Source organism: Arthrobacter sp. AL05 (genome assembly GCF_029960715.1).
Classification (GTDB): domain Bacteria; phylum Actinomycetota; class Actinomycetes; order Actinomycetales; family Micrococcaceae; genus Arthrobacter.
Genome location: NZ_JASBRC010000005.1, coordinates 1 through 24,847, shown reverse-complemented (window position 1 = coordinate 24,847; position 24,847 = coordinate 1). Strand labels below are relative to the sequence as shown.

At 63.7% G+C, this 24,847-nt stretch carries 22 protein-coding genes, 1 tRNA gene and 1 pseudogene; 18 read left to right on the top strand and 6 right to left on the bottom strand.

Going from position 1 to position 24,847, the window contains the following annotated elements; translation table 11 throughout:
• Window positions 1-92 precede the first annotated feature (92 nt).
• The 10 genes from QK287_RS08285 to pyk all read left to right on the top strand — a co-directional run bounded on the left by QK287_RS08285 (window position 93) and on the right by pyk (window position 14,914).
• Entirely contained in the window at window positions 93-1,658 is a 1,566-nt protein-coding gene (locus QK287_RS08285) for an anthranilate synthase component I (RefSeq protein WP_226774833.1), read from the top strand.
• On the top strand, window positions 1,655-2,287 hold the full coding sequence (locus QK287_RS08280; RefSeq protein ID WP_226774834.1) for a Trp biosynthesis-associated membrane protein: 633 nt from the start codon (window positions 1,655-1,657) through the stop codon (window positions 2,285-2,287). Before QK287_RS08285 ends, QK287_RS08280 begins: the two co-directional genes overlap by 4 nt.
• A gap of 78 nt (window positions 2,288-2,365) precedes the next feature.
• On the top strand, window positions 2,366-2,656 hold the full coding sequence (locus QK287_RS08275; protein ID WP_226774835.1) for an HGxxPAAW family protein: 291 nt from the start codon (window positions 2,366-2,368) through the stop codon (window positions 2,654-2,656).
• A 2-nt stretch (window positions 2,657-2,658) separates the two neighbouring features.
• Window positions 2,659-3,477, top strand: a complete 819-nt coding sequence (trpC, locus tag QK287_RS08270) for an indole-3-glycerol phosphate synthase TrpC (RefSeq protein ID WP_282359822.1) — start codon at window positions 2,659-2,661, stop codon at window positions 3,475-3,477.
• 94 nt (window positions 3,478-3,571) lie between these two features.
• Window positions 3,572-4,897: a tryptophan synthase subunit beta gene (trpB, locus tag QK287_RS08265; RefSeq protein ID WP_226774837.1), complete on the top strand. Its 1,326-nt coding sequence runs from the start codon at window positions 3,572-3,574 to the stop codon at window positions 4,895-4,897.
• On the top strand, window positions 4,894-5,721 hold the full coding sequence (gene trpA, locus QK287_RS08260; protein WP_226774838.1) for a tryptophan synthase subunit alpha: 828 nt from the start codon (window positions 4,894-4,896) through the stop codon (window positions 5,719-5,721). Before trpB ends, trpA begins: the two co-directional genes overlap by 4 nt.
• 4 nt (window positions 5,722-5,725) lie before the next feature.
• The gene (lgt, locus tag QK287_RS08255) at window positions 5,726-7,006 is read left to right on the top strand and encodes a prolipoprotein diacylglyceryl transferase (RefSeq protein ID WP_226774839.1); all 1,281 of its coding nucleotides are present in this window, start codon (window positions 5,726-5,728) and stop codon (window positions 7,004-7,006) included.
• 261 nt (window positions 7,007-7,267) lie between these two features.
• Complete coding sequence (gene gltB / locus QK287_RS08250) at window positions 7,268-11,878, top strand: glutamate synthase large subunit (protein WP_226774840.1); 4,611 nt, start codon at window positions 7,268-7,270, stop codon at window positions 11,876-11,878.
• Entirely contained in the window at window positions 11,871-13,328 is a 1,458-nt protein-coding gene (locus QK287_RS08245; protein ID WP_282359820.1) for a glutamate synthase subunit beta, read from the top strand. The genes gltB and QK287_RS08245 overlap by 8 nt, the downstream gene beginning before the upstream one ends.
• An 86-nt stretch (window positions 13,329-13,414) precedes the next feature.
• Window positions 13,415-14,914: a pyruvate kinase gene (pyk, locus tag QK287_RS08240; protein WP_226774842.1), complete on the top strand. Its 1,500-nt coding sequence runs from the start codon at window positions 13,415-13,417 to the stop codon at window positions 14,912-14,914.
• A 92-nt stretch (window positions 14,915-15,006) separates the two neighbouring features.
• Here pyk and QK287_RS08235 read toward each other — a convergent pair whose 3' ends face one another.
• The gene (locus QK287_RS08235) at window positions 15,007-15,612 is read right to left on the bottom strand and encodes a response regulator (protein WP_282359818.1); all 606 of its coding nucleotides are present in this window, start codon (window positions 15,610-15,612) and stop codon (window positions 15,007-15,009) included.
• Between the two features lie 204 nt (window positions 15,613-15,816).
• On the opposite strand from QK287_RS08235, the gene QK287_RS08230 reads away from it, so the two are divergent.
• A tRNA-Leu gene (locus QK287_RS08230) sits at window positions 15,817-15,898 on the top strand.
• 87 nt (window positions 15,899-15,985) lie between these two features.
• Complete coding sequence (locus QK287_RS08225; protein ID WP_282359817.1) at window positions 15,986-17,116, top strand: site-specific integrase; 1,131 nt, start codon at window positions 15,986-15,988, stop codon at window positions 17,114-17,116.
• Window positions 17,117-17,136: 20 nt separating this feature from the next.
• Here QK287_RS08225 and QK287_RS08220 read toward each other — a convergent pair whose 3' ends face one another.
• Entirely contained in the window at window positions 17,137-17,382 is a 246-nt protein-coding gene (locus QK287_RS08220) for a hypothetical protein (protein ID WP_282359816.1), read from the bottom strand.
• A 78-nt stretch (window positions 17,383-17,460) separates the two neighbouring features.
• Window positions 17,461-17,700 carry a helix-turn-helix domain-containing protein gene (locus QK287_RS08215; RefSeq protein WP_282359815.1) on the bottom strand — a complete coding sequence of 80 codons (240 nt, stop codon included), beginning with the start codon at window positions 17,698-17,700 and terminating at the stop codon, window positions 17,461-17,463.
• 146 nt (window positions 17,701-17,846) lie between these two features.
• Between QK287_RS08215 and QK287_RS08210 the strand changes: the two genes are divergently transcribed.
• Together QK287_RS08210 and QK287_RS08205 are read left to right on the top strand one after the other, a co-directional pair.
• Entirely contained in the window at window positions 17,847-18,188 is a 342-nt protein-coding gene (locus tag QK287_RS08210) for a hypothetical protein (protein WP_282359813.1), read from the top strand.
• A gap of 44 nt (window positions 18,189-18,232) precedes the next feature.
• Complete coding sequence (locus tag QK287_RS08205) at window positions 18,233-18,733, top strand: hypothetical protein (protein ID WP_282359812.1); 501 nt, start codon at window positions 18,233-18,235, stop codon at window positions 18,731-18,733.
• Here QK287_RS08205 and QK287_RS08200 read toward each other — a convergent pair.
• Window positions 18,687-19,010 carry a helix-turn-helix transcriptional regulator gene (locus tag QK287_RS08200; RefSeq protein ID WP_282359810.1) on the bottom strand — a complete coding sequence of 108 codons (324 nt, stop codon included), beginning with the start codon at window positions 19,008-19,010 and terminating at the stop codon, window positions 18,687-18,689. The genes QK287_RS08205 and QK287_RS08200 overlap by 47 nt on opposite strands.
• Before the next feature lie 182 nt (window positions 19,011-19,192).
• Here QK287_RS08200 and QK287_RS08195 point away from each other — a divergent pair, with 182 nt between their 5' ends.
• The 4 genes and pseudogenes from QK287_RS08195 to QK287_RS08180 all read left to right on the top strand — a co-directional run.
• The gene (locus tag QK287_RS08195) at window positions 19,193-20,107 is read left to right on the top strand and encodes a hypothetical protein (protein ID WP_282359808.1); all 915 of its coding nucleotides are present in this window, start codon (window positions 19,193-19,195) and stop codon (window positions 20,105-20,107) included.
• Between the two features lie 27 nt (window positions 20,108-20,134).
• Window positions 20,135-20,884 (top strand): hypothetical protein, encoded by a 750-nt coding sequence (locus QK287_RS08190; RefSeq protein ID WP_282359807.1) that lies wholly within the window; start codon window positions 20,135-20,137, stop codon window positions 20,882-20,884.
• A complete protein-coding gene (locus tag QK287_RS08185) occupies window positions 20,884-21,999 on the top strand; it encodes an NlpC/P60 family protein (RefSeq protein WP_282359899.1) in 1,116 nt (371 codons plus the stop codon). Before QK287_RS08190 ends, QK287_RS08185 begins: the two co-directional genes overlap by 1 nt.
• 368 nt (window positions 22,000-22,367) lie before the next feature.
• A pseudogene (locus tag QK287_RS08180) lies at window positions 22,368-22,947 on the top strand (transposase); the annotation flags it as partial.
• Window positions 22,948-23,583: 636 nt separating this feature from the next.
• On the opposite strand, the gene QK287_RS08175 reads toward QK287_RS08180, so the two are convergent.
• Both QK287_RS08175 and QK287_RS08170 read right to left on the bottom strand, forming a co-directional pair.
• Window positions 23,584-24,225 carry a hypothetical protein gene (locus tag QK287_RS08175; protein WP_282359806.1) on the bottom strand — a complete coding sequence of 214 codons (642 nt, stop codon included), beginning with the start codon at window positions 24,223-24,225 and terminating at the stop codon, window positions 23,584-23,586.
• A gap of 57 nt (window positions 24,226-24,282) precedes the next feature.
• The gene (locus QK287_RS08170) at window positions 24,283-24,768 is read right to left on the bottom strand and encodes a hypothetical protein (protein ID WP_282359804.1); all 486 of its coding nucleotides are present in this window, start codon (window positions 24,766-24,768) and stop codon (window positions 24,283-24,285) included.
• Between the last annotated feature and the right edge of the window lie 79 nt (window positions 24,769-24,847).

Genomic DNA, 24,847 nt, shown 5'->3' with positions numbered 1-24,847 from the left:
GGCGGACAACCGCACCGGGGCGGCGCCGCTATCCGGCCAGAGCCAAGCAACCATCAGGACCACCACTGAAAGAACAGGCGGAAATCACAGCCATGCAGGACCTTGGAATCATTAGCCCAAGCCTGGCGGAGTTCCGTGAACTCGCAGGCCACAGCCGTGTTATCCCCGTCCGGCTCAAGGTGCTGGCTGACGCCGAGACCCCGATTGGGCTGTACCGCAAACTCGCCCAGGGCCAGCCCGGAACGTTCCTGATGGAATCCGCGGCTGTCGGCGGCGCCTGGTCCCGCTACTCCTTCATCGGTGCCCGGTCCCGGGCCACCCTAACCACCAAGGACGGTCAGGCGCACTGGCTCGGCGAACCGCCGGTCGGCGTCCCGCTCGGCGGCAGCCCGGTGGACGCGATCCGCGACACCGTCGAGGCCCTCCGCACCGACCGGTTCGAAGGCCTGCCCCCGTTCACCTCCGGCCTGGTCGGATTCCTCGGCTGGGAAACCGTCCGGCACTGGGAAAAGCTGACCAGCCCGCCCGAGGACGACCTTCAGCTGCCCGACATGGCGCTGAACCTCGTCACTGACATGGCCGTGCACGACAACATGGACGGCACCGTGCTGCTGATTGCCAACGCCATCAACTTCGACAACAGCACCGAGCGCGTCGACGAGGCGTGGCACGACGCCGTCGCCCGGGTCAAGGCCCTGCTGGCCAAGGTCAGCGCCCCCGTCCGGCAGCCGGTCTCCGTGCTCGACGCCGCCGCACTCGACTTCGCCTCGAGCGTGCAGGAACGCTGGGAGGAAGCGGACTACCTCGCCGCCCTGGACCGCGGCAAGGAAGCGATCGTCGACGGCGAAGTGTTCCAGGTGGTCATCTCCCGGCGTTTCGAAATGGAATGCGGCGCGGATCCGCTGGACGTCTACCGGGTTCTGCGGAATACCAACCCCAGCCCGTACATGTACATCTTCAGCCTCGAGGATACTGCCGGCAGGCAGTACTCCATCGTCGGGTCCTCCCCGGAAGCACTCGTGACCGTGACCGGCGAGGACGTCATCACCCATCCCATCGCCGGGTCCAGACCGCGGGGCAAAACCGTTGAGGCGGACACGGCGCTGGCTGAAGAACTCCTCGCCGACGAAAAGGAACGCGCCGAGCATTTGATGCTTGTGGATCTCTCCCGCAACGACCTGTCCAAGGTCTGCGTCGCCGGATCCGTTGACGTGACCCAGTTTATGGAAGTCGAGCGGTTCAGCCACATCATGCATCTGGTTTCCACAGTGGTGGGCAAACTGGCCCCCAACGCCACCGCCTACGAAGTGCTGAAGGCGACATTTCCCGCCGGAACGCTCTCGGGCGCTCCTAAACCGCGGGCGTTGCGCTTGCTTGACGAACTTGAGCCGCACCGCCGCGGGATCTACGGGGGAGTGGTGGGCTACCTTGACTTCGCCGGCGACATGGACATGGCGATTGCCATCCGCTCTGCCCTGCTGCGGGAAGGACGCGCCTACGTGCAGGCCGGTGGCGGCATTGTGGCCGACTCCGTCAACGCCGCCGAGGCGCTGGAGACGGTCAACAAGGCCGCCGCCCCGATGCGGGCCGTCCACTCTGCCCGGTCGCTGCGCAACATCACGGCGGACTCGATTTCCATTCCCGGGACGCAGCCATGAGCGGCACCGTCGTGAAGAGCACCAGCCCGGTGGTTCCGCGCTGGGCACGTAAGTCCACCCTGGTCCTGGCCATTACGGCGCTGGCACTTGCCGTCTTTGGCACCACAACGCAGGGCTGGCTAACCGTCCACCTCGATCCGGCCCAGCTCGGGGCGGCCGTCAGCAGCCAGGACGGCCTGCACGTGCAAGGCAGCAAAGCCGCCACCACAGTCACGGCACTGGCCCTGGTGGCACTCGCCGGCGGCCTGGCCGCGTCGATTGCCGGCCGGATCGCCCGCTGGATCATCACCGCGCTGATCCTGCTCGCCGCCGCCGGCATCGTCGGCGCCGCCGTGCTCGTCCTCGCGGACCCGGCGGCCGCAGCCCAGGGCTCCATCGCCGCCGCCACCGGAATCTCCGGCAGCGACGTCCAGGTGGACGTGACGGTGTTCCCGGTCCTCGCCGTCGTCGCCGGCGTCCTGCTGGGGCTCAGCGCGTTGCTGATCATCCCCGCAGGCCGCTTTTGGCGCTCGCGCACAAAATATGACACCGCGGCAACTGCCGCCGCCGGCGGGGCTGCGGCGCCGGCCGGCCCAACTGACGAGATCGACAGCTGGGACCGGTTGTCCCGCGGTGACGACCCCACTTGAGCCGATTCCGCGGGCGCGGCCAACTACACGGACAATAAATGGCAGAATGTAAGCAGTATTTACCCTGAGGAGATTCCCATGAGCAATGCCCCTGTTTCCGCCCCCAAGCCGGCTGCCGGAACCGGCTACTCCTACGACGACGTTGACCACAGCGAACCGACGGGCCACGGCAACAGCCCGGCCGCCTGGACCACCGTCCTGGTCATGCTGGTCGGCGCGCTCATTATGTCGATCGCCTTTGTTATCGCCAACACCCCGATTTTCATCGCCGGCGGCGTGGTGATGGCGATCGGCCTGGTCATTGGTTTCGCCATGCGCAAAGCCGGATACGGTGTTGGCGGCAGCAAGCTGAAGAACGCCGGCCACTAAGGGTGAGCGTTCTCGATGACATCAATGCCGGTGTCAGGGAGGATATGGCTGGCCGCCAGCGCCTTGTGACGCTCGCAGAACTGAAGGAGCGCGCGGCTGCAGCCCCGCCTGCGCGCGACGCCTGGACCGCCCTTGGCGGCGCTTCGGCGAGCCGGGAGCAGCTGAAGGTCATCGCCGAAATCAAGCGCCGGAGTCCCTCCAAAGGCGACCTCGCCAGCATCGCTGACCCCGCCTCGTTGGCGGTGCAGTACGCCGACGGCGGTGCCGCCGCGATCAGCGTCCTGACCGAACAGCGCCGCTTCAACGGCTCGCTGGCCGACTTCGACGCCGTTCGGGCAGCCGTGGACATTCCGCTGCTGCGCAAGGACTTTATGATCGATGAATACCAGATCTGGGAGGCCCGGGCACACGGGGCGGACTTGATCCTGTTGATCGTGGCGTCCCTGTCCGACGCGCAACTGCGCGAGTTCACGGCCCTTAGCCGCGAACTCGGGATGAACGTACTTGTCGAGACGCACACCGCCGGAGAAGTCGGACGGGCTGTTGCTGCCGATGCCCGGATCATCGGGGTCAATGTACGCAACCTTAAGACACTCGACGTCGACCGTGCCGTCTTCGCCGAACTCGCCGGTGACATCCCCGCCGGCGCGCTGGTCATCGCGGAATCGGGTGTTCGCGGCGTCGACGACGTCCGGCACTATGCCGCCAACGGCGCCAATGCCGTCCTCGTGGGCGAAACGCTGGTCAGCGACGCGACCCCGCGGGAGCGGATCGCCGAATTTATGGCCGCAGGAGCAGAAGAAATCGCCGCACGTTCCTGATCCGTGCTCCGGCCGGGCGATGCCCGTCCGGAGCCGGCCAGGCTTCCGTGCGGCCCCCAGATCAAATAAGCAGTGGAACAGGATGGTGAGACTGATGGTCGATGCGCCAGCAGCCAGCTCAGGCGAAAGCACCGTGGACGCGTTCCTGCAGGGTGGAGAATCCCTGCGGCATGCCCCCGGACCCTACTTCGGCTCCTACGGCGGCCGATGGATGCCGGAATCACTCATCGCGGCCCTGGATGAGCTGGAAGACACCTTCGAGAAGGCCAAGGCCGATCCCGAGTTCACCGCAGAAATTGCGGAGCTGAACAAGAACTACTCCGGCCGGCCTTCGCTGCTGACCGAAGCCAAGCGCTTCGCCGAGCACGCCGGCGGAATCCGGCTTTTCCTCAAGCGCGAGGACCTGAACCACACCGGCTCGCACAAGATCAACAACGTCCTGGGCCAGGCACTATTGGCCAAGCGGATGGGCAAGACCCGGCTCATCGCCGAGACCGGCGCCGGGCAGCACGGCGTCGCCAGCGCTACTGCCGCCGCCCTGATGGGCCTGGAATGCGTTGTTTACATGGGCGCCGAAGACTGCCGCCGGCAGGCCCTGAACGTGGCCCGGATGGAACTGCTCGGGGCCACTGTCATTCCGGTGACCAACGGCTCCCAGACCCTCAAGGATGCCATCAACGAGGCGCTGCGCGACTGGGTGGCCAACGTGGACAACACGCATTACCTGCTGGGCACGGTCGCCGGGGCGCACCCGTTCCCGGCCATGGTCCGGTACTTCCACGAGGTCATTGGCGAGGAAGCCCGCGCCCAGATCCTGGCGCAGACCGGCCGCCTGCCCGACGCGGTGTGCGCCTGCATCGGCGGCGGCTCCAATGCCATTGGCCTCTTCCACGGCTTCCTGGATGATCCTTCGGTGAAGATCTACGGATTCGAGGCCGGCGGCGAAGGCGTCGAAACCGGCCGCCATGCCGCCACCATCACGCTCGGCAAGCCCGGAGTGCTGCACGGCGCACGCTCCTACCTGATGCAGGACGACGACGGCCAGACCATCGAATCGCACTCTATTTCGGCAGGCCTGGACTATCCCGGCGTCGGACCGGAGCACTCTTACCTCGCGGACATTGGACGGGTGAGCTACGAACCGATCACTGACAGTGAAGCCATGGACGCCTTCCGCTTGCTCTGCCGCACCGAGGGGATTATCCCGGCGATCGAGTCCGCGCATGCGCTGGCCGGTGCTATCAAGGTGGGCCAGCGGCTCGCTGCCGAAGTCGGGCCCGGAAGGGCAGCCGAGAAGATCATGATCGTTAATCTCTCCGGCCGCGGCGATAAGGACGTGGCTACCGCCGCCGAATGGTTCGACCTGCTGGATAAGGATTCACCCGAACACGAGATCGCCGCCGAAGGGGAACAGCTGTGAATGACCTGACCGACGCCGGGGCGGCCCGGACCGCCAGCAAGTCCGCTGCGGCCATTGACCGCGCCAAGGCCGAGGGCCGTGCAGCTCTGATCGGCTACCTTCCGGCCGGTTTCCCCAGCGTGGAAGACACCATCGCAGCCGGCATCGCCCTTGCGGAGAACGGCGCGGACCTGATCGAAATCGGCATCCCGTATTCGGACCCGGTGATGGATGGCCCCGTCATCCAGGCAGCGACGACGCAGGCCCTCGCCAAGGGCTTCCACGTTAAGGATGTCTTCGACGTCGTCCGCGGCATTACCAGCAAGACTGACGCTGCGGTGCTGGTCATGACCTACTGGAATCCCGTGGTCCGGATGGGTGTGGAGGACTTTTCCCGCCAGCTCGCCGAAGCCGGGGGAGCCGGTCTCATCACCCCGGACCTGATCCCGGACGAAGCCGCCGAATGGATGGCCGTTTCGGACAAATACGGCCTGGACCGGGTGTTCCTGGTGGCACCGTCCTCCTCACCGGCGCGGATGAAGCGCACCGTTGACGCGAGCCGGGGCTTTGTCTACGCCGTCTCGATCATGGGCGTCACCGGGGCCCGGACGTCGGTCAGCTCCGCGGCCAAGGACGTCGTCGCCGCCGCGCGTGCTGCCGGCGCTGAACGGGTTTGCGTGGGACTGGGCGTCTCCAACGCGGACCAGGTCCGCGAGATTGCCGCCTACGCGGACGGCGTGATTGTTGGCACCGCGCTGGTCGTGGCCATCGGCGACGGCGGCGTCGATGCGGTAGCGTCCTTGACGAAAGACCTCAGTACCGGCCTCACCAGGGAAGAAGCTTAAACACATGCAGTCAGTCCTCCACGCGGCAGCGATGATCCCCGCGAGTATTCCGAGCCCGGAATGGTCCGGTTTCGACATCCCGCTGCCATGGGGGTCACTGCGCATTCATGCCTACGCCCTGTGCATCCTGCTGGGCATCGTCGTGGGGCTGTGGCTCACGTCCGTCCGCTGGGCCAAGCGCGGCGCCCCGGAGGGCAGCGTCTGGGACATCGCCATTTGGGCCATCCCCTTGGGCATCATCGGAGGCCGGCTTTACCACGTGGTGTCCTCGCCGGATGCCTATTTCGGCCCCGGCTTCGACGGCACCGGCGACTTGTCCCTGATCCCGCAGCTCCAACGCGGCGGTCTGGGGATCTGGGGCGCCGTGCTGCTTGGCACCGTGGGCGCGTGGATCGGCTGCCGCAGGGCAGGTGTCAAACTGAGCGGGTTCCTCGACGCCGCCGCACCCGGGCTGCTGCTGGCCCAGGCGGTCGGCCGCTGGGGAAACTACTTCAACCAGGAACTCTTTGGCGGGCCCACCACGCTCCCGTGGGGGCTGCAGATCGACGCGGACAATCCGAACTTCCCGCCGGGTATGGCCGCTGGCACACTCTTCCACCCGACCTTCCTCTACGAATCCCTGTGGAGCCTGGCCGGGGTGGGCATCCTGCTGCTGCTGGACCGCAAGTTCCGTTTCCGCCGCGGCCGGCTGTTCGCCCTGTATGCGGTCTACTACACGCTGGGCCGGGTCTGGATCGAGGCGATGCGGATCGATGACGCCGAGCAGATCACCTTCTTCGGCATTACCACCCGGCTGAACGTGTGGACCAGCATCGTCGTGTTGCTGGGCGCGCTGGCCATCTTCGTCATCCTGGGCCTGCGCAAGCGCACCGAGCTCGACACCGTGTACCTGGCGGGCCGTGCGCCGTCGGACGCCGATGCGGATACGGACGCCGACGCGGATGCGGAGGAAATCACGGTTCCGGACGACCATGACGCGGCCCATGCCGCAGATGACGCCCCCACCGCGGAGGGTACTAAGGCCGGAAACGGCGCGGAAAACAAGGTGCCGGCGACCGTTCCGGCGTCCTCTGGCGACGTCCACCATTCGGATTCTGCTGTCTCAGATAGTGAATTGCGTGATACTCTCCCTGAGAACCAAAGCGGTCCAGGTCACGTTTCCGCCCCAGCTGGGACGTCACAGGAACCCGGCGGCGGCACCAAGCCCGCCGCGGGAGCACCGGCAGCCGGAACACCCGGACGCCAGAGCACCGGGACCGCGCCGGAGGCTGAGGGCACCAAGTAGCTCAGTCCCCGAAAGCCGGGCTGTGGGGTCACCCCCCGCAAGGCCCGTTCCACAGCGTCGTGGCGGCAGGGAAGCAACGGACATTAAACAGTTGGTGTTTCGAGCAAGCCCGGGCCGGGGCCGCGTAACTGTTAGTGCAGGAAGCGGCGCTGGCCTACAATTCGAGTAAGAACATACTCTGTTGCACCCGTCACACCGGCGCACCGATTCGGGCCAATGTTGTCCCTCCCATACGCACGATCAGGAGGAAGGACGTCTCCCATGACCCAAACCCTGCACAGCCCCAGTTGGTCCGAGCCGAACCAGGCCGCCATGTCACCTTTCAAGCGGTTCGCGGCGCTTCCCGAAGCGGCCGGACTCTACAACCCGGAGCAGGAGAAGGACGCCTGCGGCCTCGCCATTATCGCCACGCTGCGGGGCGAGCCGGGCTACGACATTGTTGACGCGGCCCTGACAGCCCTGCGCAACCTCGAGCACCGCGGTGCCGTGGGCGCCGACGAGGGAACCGGCGACGGCGCCGGACTGCTGATGCAGGTCCCGGACGAATTCTTCCGCGCAGTTACCGACTTCGAGCTTCCCGCCCCCGGCCAGTTTGTGGTGGGGACGGCATTCCTCCCGGCCGAGCAGCGCGAATCCGACGCCGCGAAGGCGGGCATCGAAAGCCTTGCCGCGGACGAGGGCATGACGGTCCTCGGCTGGCGTGAGGTGCCGATCGTCGCTGACCTGGTCGGGGCGATGGCCCGGGCCTGCATGCCGTATTTCTCCCAGCCCTTCTTTGCCTCCAGCAACGGGGAAGTGCTGGAGCGCAACGAACTCGACTCGCGGGCCTGGCGGATCCGGAAGCGGGCGCAGAACAAATACGGCGTGTACTTCCCGTCGTTGTCCTCCCGGACCATCGTCTACAAGGGCATGCTCACAACGGCCCAGCTCGAGCCGTTTTATCCGGACCTCTCGGACAAACGCTTTAAGACCAAGCTCGCGATCGTCCACTCCCGCTTCTCCACCAACACCTTCCCGTCCTGGCCGCTGGCCCAGCCCTTCAGGACCATCGCCCACAACGGCGAAATCAATACGGTCAAGGGAAACCGCAACTGGATGCGTGCCCGCCAGTCCCAGCTGGCCAACCCGCTGCTGGGGGATTCGCCGGAGGAGCTGTACCCGATCTGCACCCCGGGCGCTTCCGACTCGGCCTCCTTCGACGAGGTAGCGGAGTTGCTCTGGCTTTCGGGCCGGCCGATCACGCACTCGATCATGATGATGATCCCCGAGGCCTGGGAAAACCACGCCACGATGGACCCGGCCCGCCGTGCCTTCTACGAATACCACTCCATGCTGATGGAACCGTGGGACGGTCCCGCCGCCGTCTCCTTCACCGACGGCAACCTCGTCGGCGCCACCCTGGACCGCAACGGGCTCCGTCCGGGCCGGTTCTGGATCACCGAAGACGGCCTGATCATTTTCGCCTCCGAGGTCGGTGTGATCGACGTCGAACCCTCCAAGGTGGTGAAAAAGGGGCGCGTCTCACCCGGGAAGATGTTCCTGGTGGACACCGACGCCGGCCGGATCATCAGCGACGCAGAGGTCAAGGCCGAGGTGGCGGCGGCCAACCCCTGGGCGGACTGGGTCAAGGAAAACCTGATCGACCTGAAGGACCTGCCCGAACGCGAGCACGTGGTCCATACGGCGGCCTCGGTCAATATCCGCCAGCGCACCTTTGGCTACACCACCGAGGAACTGAAGATTCTGCTCGGCCCGATGGCCCGGACCGGCGCGGAGCCGCTCGGAGCCATGGGATCGGACACTCCCGTGGCTGTGCTCTCCAAGCGGCCCCGGCTGTTGTTCGACTATTTTGTGCAGTCCTTCGCACAGGTCACCAACCCGCCGCTGGACGCCATCCGCGAGGAACTGGTCACGTCGCTGACCTGTGCCATCGGCCCAAACGGTAACCTGCTGGACACCAAGCAGGTCCGCCAGCCGCAGGTTTCGCTGCCGTTCCCCGTGATCAACAATGACCAGCTCGCCAAGATCGCGAACATCGAGAGCCCCGACGGGGACAGGGTCGCCATGAAGGTCCGCGGCCTGTACCGCCCCGAGGGCGGCGAGAACGCGCTGCGCGCTCGGTTGACTGAAATCTGCGAGCAGGTGTCCGGTGCCATCAACCGCGGAGTGCAGTACGTTGTACTCTCGGACCGCGACTCCAACGCCCAGTGGGCGCCGATCCCTTCGCTGCTGCTTGTCAGCGCCGTGCACCACCACCTGCTGCGCAGCGCCAACCGCACCAAGACTGCCCTTGTGGTCGAGGCCGGCGACGTCCGGGAAACGCACCACGTCGCCGTGCTGATCGGTTACGGTGCCTCCGCCGTGAACCCGTACCTGGCGATGGAATCAGTGGAACAGCTGATCTCCGCGGGCGACGTTGTTGGGGTCACCCAGCATGACGGTGTCTACAACCTGATCAAGGGCCTCGGCAAGGGTGTCCTGAAGATCATGTCAAAGATGGGCATCTCCACAGTGGCCTCCTATACAGGGGCCCAGACCTTCGAAGCCCTTGGCCTGGGCCAGGACCTGGTGGACGAGTATTTCTCCGGCACCCACTCCCAGCTCGGCGGGATCGGCCTGGACGTCATTGCCGCGGAGGTCGCCGCCCGCCACCGGATGGCATACCCCGAAAACGGCATTGAGCAGCCCCACCAGCCGCTGCTCGGCGGCGGTGAGTACCAGTGGCGCCGCGATGGCGAGCCGCACCTGTTCAACCCGGAGACCGTGTTCCGGCTGCAGCACGCCACCCGTGAGCGCCGCTATGACATCTTCAAGGCCTATACCCGCGGCGTTGACGACCAGTCCGAGAACCTCATGACCCTTCGCGGGCTCCTGAAGTTCAAGGCCGGGCTGCGTCCCGCGGTCCCGCTGGAGGAAGTGGAATCTGTTTCCAGCATCGTCAAGCGGTTCTCCACCGGCGCGATGAGCTACGGCTCGATCTCCCAGGAGGCCCACGAAACCCTCGCGATCGCCATGAACCGGCTGGGCGGAAAGTCCAACACCGGTGAAGGCGGCGAGGACGTGGACCGGCTGCTCGACCCGACGCGGCGCTCGGCGGTCAAACAGATTGCCTCCGGGCGTTTCGGCGTGACCAGCCTCTACCTGACCAACGCCGATGACATCCAGATCAAGATGGCGCAGGGTGCCAAGCCCGGCGAAGGCGGTCAGCTGATGGCACAGAAGGTTTACCCCTGGGTGGCCCGGACACGGCACTCGACGCCCGGCGTCGGGCTCATCTCCCCGCCCCCGCACCACGACATCTACTCGATCGAGGACCTCGCCCAGCTGATTTACGATGCGAAGCGGGCCAACCCCTCCGCGCGGGTGCACGTCAAGTTGGTCTCCGAGGTTGGAATCGGCACGGTAGCCGCCGGCGTGACGAAGGCCAAGGCCGACGTTGTGCTGGTCTCCGGGCACGACGGCGGAACCGGCGCCTCGCCGCTGAACTCGCTGAAGCACGCCGGTGTGCCGTGGGAACTCGGACTCGCCGAAACCCAGCAGACCCTGATGCTCAACGGGCTGCGCGACCGCGTGGTGGTGCAGGTGGACGGGCAGCTCAAGACCGGCCGGGACGTTGTGATCGCCGCGCTGCTCGGTGGTGAGGAGTTCGGTTTTGCCACTGCCCCGCTGGTGGTGTCCGGCTGCATTATGATGCGTGTCTGCCACCTGGACACCTGTCCGGTGGGCGTCGCAACGCAGAACCCGGAGCTGCGTTCCCGTTTCAGCGGTAAACCGGAATTTGTGGTGAACTTCTTCGAATTCCTCGCCGAGGAGGTCCGGGAGATCCTGGCCGAGCTTGGCTTCCGGAGCATTCAGGAAGCGATTGGCCACGCCGAGATGCTCGACACCCGCGAAGCGATCAATCACTGGAAGGCCGACGGGCTGGACCTGGACCCGATTCTGCATGGGCTCGAGTTCGACGACGAGGCCCCGCTGCGCAACCTCACCGGACAGAACCATGAGCTGGACAAGCACTTCGACCAGCGCCTGATTGCGATGGCTGCGGAAGCCCTAAGTGACCGGACCCCGGTTCGGATCGCCGTGGATGTTATCAACACCGACCGCTCTGTCGGCACGATGCTCGGTCATGTGGTCACCAAGACCTTCAGCACCGACGTGCTGGCGACGGACACCATCGACATCACCCTGACGGGCACCGCTGGGCAGTCACTTGGAGCCTTCCTGCCGGCCGGTATTACGCTGCGGATGTTCGGCGACTCCAACGACTATGTCGGCAAGGGGCTTTCCGGAGGCCGCATCATTGTCCGGCCGGACCGCACAAATGTCTTCCCGGCGGAACGCAATGTGATCGCCGGCAACGTGATCGGCTACGGTGCCACGAGCGGCGAGATGTATTTGCGGGGCCAGGTCGGCGAACGGTTTATGGTCCGCAACTCAGGCGCTACGGCGGTGGCTGAAGGAATCGGCGACCATGGCTGCGAGTACATGACCGGCGGCCAGACGCTCGTCCTCGGGCGTACCGGCCGAAACTTCGGTGCCGGCATGTCCGGCGGGACGGCCTACGTGCTGGACCTGAAGACCGAACGCGTGAACAAGCAGGCCCTGGAATCCGGCGAACTGCAGCTGCACGAGCTGGATGCCGAGGACCGGGATATAGTCCACGGACTGCTGCTCAAGCACACCGAGGAAACCGGGTCGTTGCTGGGGGCACGGCTGCTGGAGAACTTCGACGACACAGCGGCCCGCATCACCAAGGTGCTGCCGCGCGACTATGCGGCAGTCCTGCAAACCCGTCTTGATGCCATCGAAGAGGGGCTGGACCCCGACGGTGAAGAAGTTTGGTCTCGAATCCTGGAGGTGACCGGTGGCTGATCCACGCGGATTTTTGAAAGTACGTCAGCGCGAAACACAGCCGCGCCGCCCCGTCCCGGTCCGCATCATGGACTGGAAAGAGGTCTATGAGGCGCAGGAAAACGGTGTCCTGAAGGCCCAGGCCGGCCGTTGCATGGACTGCGGTGTGCCGTTCTGCCACCAGGGCTGCCCGCTGGGCAACCTCATTCCGGAGTGGAACGACCTCATCTGGCGGGATAAGGGCGAGGAAGCCATGGAACGGCTGCACGCCACCAACAACTTCCCCGAGTTCACCGGCCGGCTTTGCCCGGCACCCTGCGAGGCGTCCTGCGTGCTGGGGATCAACCAGCCGGCAGTCACCATCAAACAGGTGGAGGTCTCGATCGTTGACCAGGCGTTCGAGAATGGTTGGGTCAACCCGCTGCCGCCGGCCCGCCTGTCCGGTAAGACGGTCGCCGTCGTCGGTTCCGGTCCCGCCGGACTCGCCGTCGCCCAGCAGCTGACCCGGGTAGGCCACACTGTCGCCGTCTACGAGCGCGATGACAAGATCGGCGGCCTCCTGCGGTACGGAATCCCTGATTTCAAAATGGAGAAAGAGCACGTTGACCGCCGCCTGGAGCAGATGAAGGCCGAAGGCACCCGCTTCCGGACCGGCGTCGCCGTCGGCAGCGACGTGACCTGGGAGCAGCTCCGGCGCCGGTACGACGCAGTTGTCGTCGCCACCGGCGCCACCGTACCGCGTGACCTGCCGATCCCGGGCCGCGAGTTTGAGGGAGTGCATTTCGCAATGGACTACCTTGTCCCGGCCAACCGTGTGGTGGCGGGGGAGAGCGTGGAGAACCAGATCAGCGCGGCCGGCAAACACGTGGTGATCCTCGGCGGCGGCGACACCGGCGCGGACTGCCTCGGGACCGCGCACCGGCACCAGGCTGCGTCGGTGACCACCTTGGCGATCGGTAAGCAGCCGCCGGCGGAGCGGGCCGGCCACCAGCCCTGGCCGACGTTCCCGACCCTGTTCGAAGTGGCCAGCGCGCACGAGGAAGGTGGCGAGCGCACCTATCTCGCCTCCACAGTGGAGTTCGTAGGCGAGAACGGCGTAGTTACCGGAGTTAAGGTAGCCGAAACCGAATTCGTCGACGGCAAGCGGCTCCCGAAGGCCGGCACCGAGCGGATCATCCCGGCCGATCTGGTCCTGCTGTCGCTCGGCTTCACCGGTCCGGAACCGGCAGGGATTACCGAGCAGGTCAGCGCCGAGTTCGACGGCCGCGGCAACGTGGCCCGCGACGGCTACTACATGACCAACACGGAGGGAATCTTCGTCGCCGGAGACGCTGGCCGCGGCCAGTCACTCATCGTCTGGGCCATCGCGGAGGGACGCGCCTGCGCCGCGGCGGTGGATAAGTTCCTGATGGGCAGCACCATTCTTCCGGCACCAGTATCCCCGAGCGACCGGGCCATGGCCGTCCTGTAGTCCGGCCCCTCCCGGTGCCGGGACGGACGCCAGCCGTTCGTCCCCGCGACAACTTAAAACAACCAAGAGACAACTAGGGTAGGTATATGAGACGCGCAAAAATTGTGGCCACCTTCGGACCGGCGATCGCGAGCTTTGACAACACGCTCGCCGTGCTGGAAGCCGGGGTCGACGTGGCCCGGATGAACATGAGCCACGGAGACTACGCCGTGCACGACAACACATACGAGAACGTCCGCAAGGCTGCCGGTCAGCTGGGCAAGGCAGTTGCCATCATGGCCGACCTGCAGGGGCCGAAAATCCGCCTCGGCCGGTTTGTGGACGGGCCGCACCTGCTGGCTGTAGGCGACACCTTCACCATCACCACCGAGGATGTCCCGGGCACCAAGGACATTTGCTCCACGACCCTCAAGACCCTCACCGAGGACGTCAACCCCGGCGATGCGCTGCTGATCGACGACGGCAAGGTTGCCCTTCGGGCGATCGACGTCGACGCCGTCAAGGTGGTTGCCCAGGTGATCGTTGGCGGGTACGTCTCGAACAACAAGGGCATCAACCTGCCCGGCGTTGCCGTGAACGTCCCGGCACTGAGCGAAAAGGACGAGGACGACCTGCGCTGGGCCATGCGCCGCGGCGTGGACATGGTGGCCCTCTCCTTCGTCCGCGATGCCTCGGACATCACCCGCGTCCACGAGATCATGGACGAAGAAGGCCGCCGCGTACCGGTGATCGCCAAGATCGAGAAGCCCCAGGCCGTTGAGCAGCTCCCGGAGATCATTGACGCGTTCGACGCCATTATGGTGGCCCGTGGCGACCTCGGTGTGGAACTTCCCCTGGAGGAAGTGCCGATCGTGCAGAAGCGAGCCGTCGAACTTGCACGACGCTGGGCCAAGCCGGTCATCGTGGCAACCCAAGTACTCGAATCCATGATCGACAACCCGCGCCCGACCCGCGCTGAGGCTTCTGACTGCGCCAACGCAGTGCTCGACGGTGCCGACGCCGTGATGCTCTCTGGCGAGACCAGCGTGGGCAAGTACCCGATCGAGACCGTCAAGGTGATGGCCCGGATCATCGAATCAACCGAGGTCCACGGCCTGGAACGCGTCCCCCCGCTGGGCACCAAGCCCAAGACCCGGGGCGGCGCCATCACCCGTGCCGCCGTCGAAATCGCCGATCAGCTGGATGCGAAGTACATCTGTACCTTCACCCAGTCCGGCGACTCGGCACGGCGTTTGTCGCGCCTGCGTCCGATCCGTCCGGTGTTCGCCTTCACCCCGGTGGAGCACGTCTGGAACCAGCTGGCGCTCACGTGGGGCATCCAGCCGGTGCTGGTCCCGATGGTGGGCCACACGGATGAGATGACTGCCCAGGTTGACCGCAGCTTGCTGGACATGGACCTCGTTGACGACGGTGACATGGTGGTTATTGCCGCCGGTTCGCCTCCCGGAAAGGCCGGTTCCACGAATATGCTGAAGGTACACCGTGTCGGCGACCTCGCGGACGCCGGAAGCCACGGCAACACCGAGGTCACCAAGGACAAGGTGGGCCCGTGGCCGGAACGGAAGAAGCGGAACAGCAAAATCTAGTTCCGTCACTGCCGACAAAAGGGAGGGTCCCCGCCACTGGCGGGGACCCTCCCTTTTGTCGTGCGAATCAGGCTATGGTGTTCCCGGCCCGGCTAGTTGACCTGGTTGATGATGGTCTCGGCCACCTCACGCATGCTCAGGCGGCGGTCCATCGAGGTTTTCTGGATCCAACGGAACGCCTCCGGCTCCGTCAGTCCCATCTTGGTGGTCAGGAGGCTCTTGGCGCGCTCCACAAGCTTGCGGGTGGCGAACTGTTCCTGGAGGTCGGTCACTTCGCTTTCGAGGGCCTTGATCTCCTCGTGGCGGGAGAGTGCGATCTCCAGGGCGGGGATGAGGTCCGCCGGAGTGAAGGGCTTGACCACGTAGGCCATGGCGCCGGCGTCGCGGGCGCGCTCGACGAGTTCCTTCTGGCTGAATGCGGTGAGCAGGACCACGGGGGCGATCCGGGCCTTGACGATTTTCTCAGCAGCTGTGATGCCATCCATGATTGGCATCTTGACGTCCATCAGGACGAGGTCCGGCTTAAGTTCCTCGGCGAGCTGGACGGCCTTTTCGCCATTGTCCGCTTCACCGACGACGTCGTAGCCTTCACCCCGCAGGATCTCGATGATGTCGAGCCGGATGAGGGTCTCGTCCTCGGCGACAACCACGCGGCGCGCCGGCTTGGACGTGGTGTTTGACTCCGTCTGTTCTGACACGGGAACTCCTTGGAAAGGTGCGGCGGGAACTAGACCATCTTAGGTTGTCACCGCTGCGCTGCTGGGACCGGACATGTTCGATGCGGCGTCACTGGCGCGATTCTGGAATTCAGCCTATCTGCATGTAGAGTAATTTCGCGCACTGGAAGCGATCGCGTTGCTCACAGCACTGTGTCTCTGCGATTATTTCCTGGTGTACTCCGCGCCCGAGTGGCGGAATTGGCAGACGCGCCGCACTCAAAATGCGGTATCGAAAGGTGTGTGGGTTCGAGTCCCACCTCGGGCACAGTGTTTCCGCAGGTCAGTGGCTTTTAGAGGTGCTGAGTGTGGACAAAAGTACTTAAAGTGTGGACAGCGGCGTAGCATTTTTCCTATGGCCAGCATTAGAAAACGCACGAAAAAGGACGGTACGACGTCCTTTATGGTCTGCTGGCGGGACCCGGCCAACCGCCAGGAACAAGGCATCACGCTGCCCACGGAATCCGAAGCGATCACCCTGAAGCGCCTCCTTGACGCCAACAACCAATCGTTTGAGATCGCGCAGCATGCGATGCTCGCGAACCAGACCAAAGCGCCCACCGTCGCCGCCGTGATCCAAGAGCACATCGACCTTCTGGTCCGGCCCTCCGTTGGCACCGTCCACACGTATCAGACCATGCTGAAGCTGCACATCGCGGACGTCATCGGGCACATACCCGTGGACAAGCTCGACTACCGGCATCTGACCTACTGGATGAAGACGATGCAGACCAAAGGCCGGTCTGCGAAAACCATCAAGAACAACCATGGCTTGATTTTCTCGGCGATGGAGACGGCTGTCCGTCTCGGCTACCGGAAAGATAATCCGTGCCGGGGCGTCCAGTTGCCGTCTGGCGAAAAGGCAGAGGATGAGACCAGGTTCCTGACGCATGCTGAGTTCGGCCTGATCCTGGAATGCATGGGGGAGCGGTACAAGTCGTTCACGGAGTTCCTGGTCATGACCGGTACCCGTTTTGGCGAAGCGACTGCGGTAACTGTGGCCGACGTGGACCTGATGTCGAAGCCGGCAACGATGCGGATCAACAAAGCATGGAAACGCGGTACTGACTCCGAGTATTACGTTGGAGCGACCAAGACCGGTGCCGGCAAGAGGACGGTTTCACTGAATCCCCATTTGGTGGAAGTCCTGATTCCGCTGGTGGCCAGCCGCCCTAGCTCAGAACTCCTGTTCACCACTCCCAAGGGCGAGCGAATTGTCCACAAGCTGTATTGGCACCACTACTGGAGTACCGCCGTGAAAGCGGCCCAAGCGCGTGGACTGAAGAAGTCACCCCGTATCCACGATCTGCGCCATACGCACGCGTCCTGGCTGATCCAGGATGGCGTCTCGCTGTTCACGATCTCTAGGCGACTCGGGCACGCATCTACGCGAACGACTGAGCAGGTGTATGGCCACCTGATGCCGCAGGCGCTCCAGGATGCCGCCGACGCCGTCGAGCGTTCCGCGGTTGTGTGGCGCGGATAGCGTCCGGGTGGATGGGTTACCTAGGAGTACTTCTGGCGGGCCTGTGCCCGCGTCCCGATCATGCGAACGGACTGCGGCGCAGGTCCAGTGGTTCGGACTTCACGTAGCTCTGCAATCTCCCTGAGGTGAACCGACGTGAAGACAATCTTCCCCTTGCCCCAGACAGCGTGCGGGAACTCACCCTTGGCAGCCCCGTCTCTCAGCCATGCCTCTGAACACTTGAGGACGGTGGCAGCCTCGGCTGGTTCGAAGAATTCAAGTTTCATGCCCCTGTCCGATCCCTTCGTGGATATGCGGCGAGGACCGCCGGCGCGAGTCCTGTCCCCATCCATGTACGCCGGAAATCACGGCGGCATGACGGTGACCTGGAAACTCGCTTCGAGGGCCGCGGCGTGGAGCTGCACCTGCTCGGCTGAGGCACTGAACTGAGCCGATGAGCGCTGCACCAGCCCGGCTTCGGTGAGCAGGCCGAGTTGCCTGCGGATGGCCGAAGGTGAGGCGCACAGTTCCCTGCCGATCTGGCCACAGGTCGAGGGCCCGTTCCTGATCAGGAAGCGGATGATTCGGCTTCGTGTTCGGTTCATCAAAATGCTCGACATGGGGACCACAACCAGTTGAATGGTGAAGGGTTGCTGTAGACGGGTCTACAGCAGCAGGCTACTCCGGTTGAGGTCATGTTGGAAAGACCAGTGCGCGTCAATGAATCCCCAAAGGGATCGAGGATCAGGCCATGGCAGACCACCCGCAGATCAGGGCCTTCACCGAGGCTGCGCTACTGCTTCGTGCCGAGCGGTACTGGCAACACGGATCCGCACGCGAGCAGGCCGAGTTCCTGCGTGCTCTGAGTGAAGTCCTGACCGAGGTCTGCTACCACTTCGACGCGAATGACGTACTCCCGCTCGAGCTCCTCAAAGCCGGTCAGGACATGGCAGCGCCGGCGGTACGGAACCTGCCCCTGCGCCCGTCGGCCCAGCAAGTCCTGATGGCCTACGTGGACCGTCGGATTGAGCAATTGATTGCCGCACAGGATGACTCAGGCAATACTGGGGCAAAAGGGAGTAGGAGCGCCTGACCGGGCTTCCGGCCCCGCATCAGATCGAGGGGTGGGCAGCGCGGATGGATGAGGCAGGTCGCGGTGACAGGTTGTCTCCCCAGGCCCAGCTGGCCCGTCGTCTGAATTTGCTGCTCGACGTCGTGGTTGCCGAACGTGGGAAGCCCGTAACGTTCCGCGAGGTCCAGGCCGAACTTGAGGCACGGGGCATCAAGTTGTCCCGCGCGCGCTGGTTCTATATGAAAGAGGGGACTGGTCGCCTGGTTAGCGATCCGGTGCTTTTGGCCGAGCTGTGCAACATCTTCAACGTCGACTCCTCGTACCTGATCGGCGACAGCGCCGACTTGCCCGAGCGGATCGATTCGCAACTCGAGTTTGTGAAGTCGCTTCGTGCGGCCAGGGTGAAGACCTTCGCGGCGCGGACGCTGGGTGATGTTTCTCCGGAGACGTTGAGGGCCATCTCTGAATACCTCAACAAGGACATAGAGCGCCATCCTGGAGCGGAAGAGGCAGCAGAAGCTAATCCTCCAGAAGATACTGAAGATGAGCCGACAGCAACTCCTTGATCCGCGCGGGGTTGGCTGAATAGCGCGGCGAGCGGCCATGGCGTCGGCCCGGCTCAAGGTCCACCGCGATGGCGCCGGTCTCCTCAAGTGCAAGCAGGTGCTTGGCTACGCTCGGCTCGCCGGCGCTTACTGCTGCCACGATGTCACCGCGGGTCGCCGGACCGTGCGCGGAGAGGTAGCGGAGGATCTCGTTCCGTGATCTATTGCCAAACGTCGCGACAGCGGCTTCGACTTCGTTCGACCAGGCTTCGTCGTGAGGCTGAGTGATCCTGGGCATGGAACCATTCTCACCTAACGATCTCCGAAAAGTAAGACCCGCAGTCTTGACGATACTTTAGTTATCTTTGAAAATAGTTTGTATAGCTTTCCTGTCGTAGTGGTCGCCCTTGGGTTTCGCTGCCACTCTTAGAGCGCCGGTCGTGCCGGTGCCGGACTTATTGGAATCGTTTAGTTGAAGCGGTGAAGACCATGCGAGTCGAAGCCAGATTGAATCAGGCCCCACAAGATCATCCAAATGTAGGAAGTATCGACATCTCCCTGCGCGGTGCGCCGGAGCCCGCCACGGTTGTCGTTCCGGTAGATCAAATCATGATCGCCGTCGACGGTGTACAGCGGTACGTGGTTTCGCATCTCTCGCGGATCGGCCGGGCCTGCGACGTGGACGACGTTATGCAGGACATCCGGGTCGCGGTGTGGGATGGGGTGACCCGGGGGCATTACCGCCAGCTTCCCGGTATTCCGTTCGGTGCGTGGGTTCAGGGGGTGTGCGCGAACGTGTGCGCCGCGCACACCCGTCGGGAGCTGAGCCATCAGACACTCCCGCTGATCATGGAACCAGGGAATGCCGACGGGCCGGCGGCATTTGTTCCTTTGGCGTTGCTGGGCATGGACCGGGGTGGAGTTCAAAGTGCCGAGCAGATTATTGACCAGCAATGGGCACGAATGATCATTGAGCTGACCCGGGCCAGCGTGCCGGCAAGAGTTTGGGATCTTGCCGTGGACAGTCTCACCGGGCCGCGACACTACGGTCCGCCGTCGCCACAGGACCGCCGGCGCTGGCACGCGGTGACCGTGGTGCGCAAGACGGCGAAAACCGTTCAAAAGGCGCTTGACGTTGAGCAGGGGGCCATTGGCAATATCGGAGACTTGTGCCAATACGCAGCAGAGTGCCTGCCCACACTGGTACTCCGCAGAACAGCCGAAAGTATCGTTCGCCCCGGCCTTCGAGGACCCGAACGGAAGAGGGCTCTGGAAGTTCTGGCGGCCCAGTTGGGCGTCACCGAGCGCTATGTGGCTGTCCAGATCGGCTTCGCGCGCCGGTTGTATCGAACGGCTTGGAGGATTCTCCAGGCCGGGCCGCGGACTGCCTACTGAGTCATGTTGTGGACCAGTCCTCCCGCCATGAACGGCGACAAGGAGGCCCGAATGTCCGTGATGCAGAAGAACGCTCAATATGGTCCAAGCAGCCGGCGTGGATGGTGGATCGCAGCAGTCGCGCTCTTGGTTGTGGTCATGGCGCTTTTCGCTCTCACGCGGCCGTCGCCCACGCCCGCAGAGGCTCCGGTTGCAGCGCCGTCGACGACGGCGATCCCTCAGAACCCGGCGAACGCTTACCCCGGGACGCCGGCACAAACTCCCACGGTGGCTCCCGACGTTGTGATTGCCGATCCGGAGGGCGCACCCCGCACTGCTGACTTCCGCCAGCTCGCCGCCGCGGCTGCAACGGCGATCTACACCTGGGACACGCGAACGTCCTCCTACTCGGAGGTCTACTCACGGCTCCGTGACTGGTGGGACGTGCTGCCGGACGGGTCCAATCCTTTGGCAGTGTTGGTGCAGGAGTTCGAAGCGACCGGGGTCAACGCGGGAAGCTACGCGACTTTGGCTGACCAGCAGGCGCACCGTTCGGCCGCGGTCGAATCCCTGCACTGCGACAGCGAGCTGGCCAAGGTTCGGGAGCGGCCAGCGCCATGGGAGGGACTGCATGTGTGCACCGCTTCCGTTAGCGTTCTGGATCAATCATTCTCTGCCCGCAACACCTATACGGCACCTGTCAGCGTCATGGTGAACTGTCCGCCGGCTGTGACGGCCCCGACGGACCACTGCGTCATGGTCGGCTTTTACGCCGCCCCGAGCAGGATCGTCTATTGATGCCGGCCGCCGTGGTGTTGGCTGGGCTGGTCAAGCGCCGGACCCTTCTGCGGGTTACGCTGGCCGCGGCCTCAACCTTGGTCCTGGTGGGTTCCATTTCATTTAGCGCAGCCGTGGCGGTGCTCGGCGCGCGCGCAGCCGACACCCCGTCCGTCTGCTCGCAAAGTGGCGTGGCTGGCGAGCCAGCCACCAGCGGATCCGGTGCCCTGAGCATCCGCACAAGCAACCAGGCTCTGGTCAGTGTGACCGTCAGGCAAATGGCCGTCGCGGGGGACTACGTTTCCATTGGCCAGCAATTGGGGGTCCCCCGGGAGGGTCAGATCATCGCAATCATGATGGCTCTTCAGGAATCCAGCCTCCGAGTCCTCGCCAACGTGAATGTACCAGAGTCGCTCCAGTACCCGTATGACGGTCTCGGCAGCGATCACGATTCCCTCGGCACCGCCCAGCAACGTCCCGCTGCGGGCTGGGGGACCGTTGAGCAGTTGATGGATCCCAAGTTCAATGTGCGGGCCTTTTACGGCGGACCTGCCGGCCCCAACCGTGGCAGCCCGCGGGGGTTGTTGGATATCCGGGGTTGGCAATCCATGAATAAAGGCCAGGCTGCGCAAGCCGTTCAGGTGTCGGCGTTCCCTGAGCTGTATGCGCGGTGGGAGGCCGAAGCAACGGCCATTGTTGAGGCGCTCGACGGTGGGATGTCTCCGGCCAGGTGCTCGGATACGGTGCCTTCCCCGACGGACACGGTCGTGCCCGCAAATCTTAGCCAAATCCGCAAGGACATCCTGCGGTTTACCCAGGAAGGAGTCGGCGGTGCTTACGTATGGGGTGGCACGGCGTACAAGGCGTGGGACTGCTCCGGTTACGTCCAGTGGATCTACAGGCAGGCCGGGGTCAACCTGCCGCGAGTGGAGCAATGGAGGGTCGGTACGCGGACCGACAATCCGCAGCAGGGGGACCTGGTGGTCCAGAACGCACAAGGGGCGAACAACTGGGGACACGTCGGCATCTACGCGGGAGACGGCATGATGTACAGCGCGTTGAATCCCGCTGTGGGTACGCTACTGCATCCAATAGCTTGGAATACCGATACGGCGTATTTTGATCTTCTGAAGTGACTTGTTGTCGAATTAGAAACCCGAAGTCCGGTCCCGCGGCCGGGACGGGAGCGGAAGAATTTTCTACATCGAGCTCATAGGGCGATTTCTGCGCATCCTACAGTCTCAAAAGCCGTCCAAAAACAGGCAGTCTCAAAACGGCACATTGATCAGGATCAAGAGGAGGGACTCCGATTTTGAGTGGTATGCCCCTTAGTGCGCGGCGGCCTCGTAATTTTCAATGATGTCAGCCTGAATACGGCCGCGGGTGATGACATGAAGGGCTTGGCCTACCGCCCAGTCCAGTCTCACACAAGGAGTTCGGGACTGCCCCCGGTTTTGCTGACTCCTTGACCTAGCGAGCTGGTGCTCGTGGAAGGATGTTGACCATGCCGACGGCTTATGGGGCGGAGTTCCGCCAGGATGCTATTGATGTGGCCCGCAAGGGCGAAGCGCCGCTGGCGCAGATTGCCAAGGATTTCGGGCTGTCGGTCACCACGTTGAAACGGTGGATTGCCATCGCCGAACGTAAAGATTCCGGAGCCGTCCCGGCAGCGCCGAGTCGGCCGAGATGCGGGAGCTGAAGAAGCGCAACCGCCTGTTGGAGCAGGAGAATGAAATTCTGCGCCGGCCTGCTGCCGATTTGGCGAGGGACATCAACCCAAAATGATGTACCCGCTGGTCACGGATCTTGCCGCCGACGGTGTTCCCGTCGCGGTGACCTGCAGGGTGTTGGGATTCAGCAAGCAAGGCTAGTACCGGTGGAGAGCCAGCCCGGTGACGGACCGGGACTGGGCGGATGCGCACCTGGTCAACGCCGCCCTGGACATCCACGACGACGACCCGGCGTTCGGATATCGTTTCATCTCCGACGAACTCCCCGGCAAGGGCATCACGGCCGGCGAAAACAGGGTCCAGCGCCTATGCCGGGACCACGGCATCTGGTCCGTGTTCGCCAAGAAGCGTGGCGCCGGGTAGGAAGGGTTTTTGGACAGTCTGCTGAGATGTTGAGCCGGCAAGGATACCCCGTTGTTGGCCGTCTCTTCTGTTGGAACATTGAGCACGCGGACGCCGTAGGTTTCAGAGTCGGCGGTAAATGCATACTCATTGAGTGCAAGGTATCGCGTGGCGACTTTCTGAGCGATAAGAAGAAATCCTTTAGATTCAATCCAGAACGGGGCATGGGCGATCTTCGCTACTTTTGCTGCCCGAGTTAACTGATTAAATCGCATGAAGTGCCAGCGAACTGAGGATTGATATATGTCTATCCCAGTGGCAAGGCGAAGCACGCCAAGGAGGCAGTGGCTCAGCCCAAAAATCATGATGCTGCGCACCACTTGCTTTTCTACTACGCACGACGGGCGGCTCAGGCCGGCGTTCACAAAACGATTCTTGCTCAAAGGAGCAAGTTCTGACCACACTAGGAGTTAGCAATGGCAGCCAAGCTTTCAACCGTTTGTGCAGACTTAGCCAAGTCAATCTGAGACCAGGTGACCCGCCTTATCCGCGGCTATGAGACCAGCCACGTCAGCATCCAAGTCGTCACGACTGTGGTGCCAGGCAGCCGCAGCCAGGCGGGCTCCAGAATGATTTACGAGGCCTTCATTACCCATCGTGCGTAGCTTGCCGCCGCACCATCCTTTCCTGAAGTTTCTTGTTGCGTTCTTCATAAGAGGCTGCGGGAGTCTCTACGATGTCGAAATCAGCGGGCTCTCGCCCCAGCTCGATTAGCTTGCCTTTCGACCAGCGCTGCCAACGCACGCCGGAGCTATCCGTGAAGGTAACGAAAGCCTCGTGCAACGGCAATGCGTCATCTAAGTACTGGCTGAACTCGCGGGTGACGACATGCTTCACAAAACGATCAAGCTGCCCGCCTTCGGAATCCAGACAGACTAGCTCCATGTTGTAGATGGGCAGGTTATTGCTGCTTGCAACTTGGACGACATGGCTGTTGTCTAAGCCGCCCTCTAGAGCTACGTGTAGTGTGACCGCGGCTGCCTGGGCGCGGTGTTGATCGTTGACCTGCCGGCGGAAAGTAATGGCACCTAGCCACAGGGCGCCGGCCGTACCGATGGCTCCAATAGCACCCGCAATCGCTCCCCAGAACGTTGAGATAGCGCTTAGCCATTCGGCGGCATTCGGCGCTTGGTTTGCGGTAGGGCCTTGCAGCAGGCTTGAACCGAAGATGACAATCGCTGGGATGCTCACGCCGATGACCGCTGTTCCCAGCTTCTGCCTGAGGTTCATTCTCTTACTCCATAATCCACGCCATATGGGTTGCCGTCTTTTGAATATAGATCCCCACTATGGCACCAACGAACCGTGCCCATCATTCTTCAGGAACACGTTCCAGCTCGTGGCACCGGTCTTGATGGAGGAGCAGACAAACTGCATCGGGATGGTGTTTCCGGCCGGAACGTCGGTGTACCCACCCGTGGTGTCGTAGCTGTTGTCTGAAGCTTTGTAGGTGGACTTAGTCTTACCCGCCTGAGCCGTAGCTGTGGGGTGCTTCTGGATGAGCCGCTTCTCGCAAACGGTGTTGGCTTCCTTGGCGTCGGCTGCGCGCTGGTCGTCGATGACCTTCTGAGCGGCATCCAAAGCCGCCGACATGGAGGCGGCACTGGCTTCAGCACTGGCTTTGGCGTCGGCTTCCTGGCCAGCCCGGATTGCCTGGGACGAGACAGCAATGGCGATGACCGCCAAGAGGACCACGACCGCGGCTCCGATGATGATGAGCAACTTGTTGCGGCTCGGTGGTGGCTTTACTTCCGGAGTGGTCTCAACGGACATGGTGGGGCCTCTCAGGGCGCTAGATGTATTAACCACGGAGGTTAGTGACGCGGCTTGCTGGTGGCTGACCCTTGAGTGA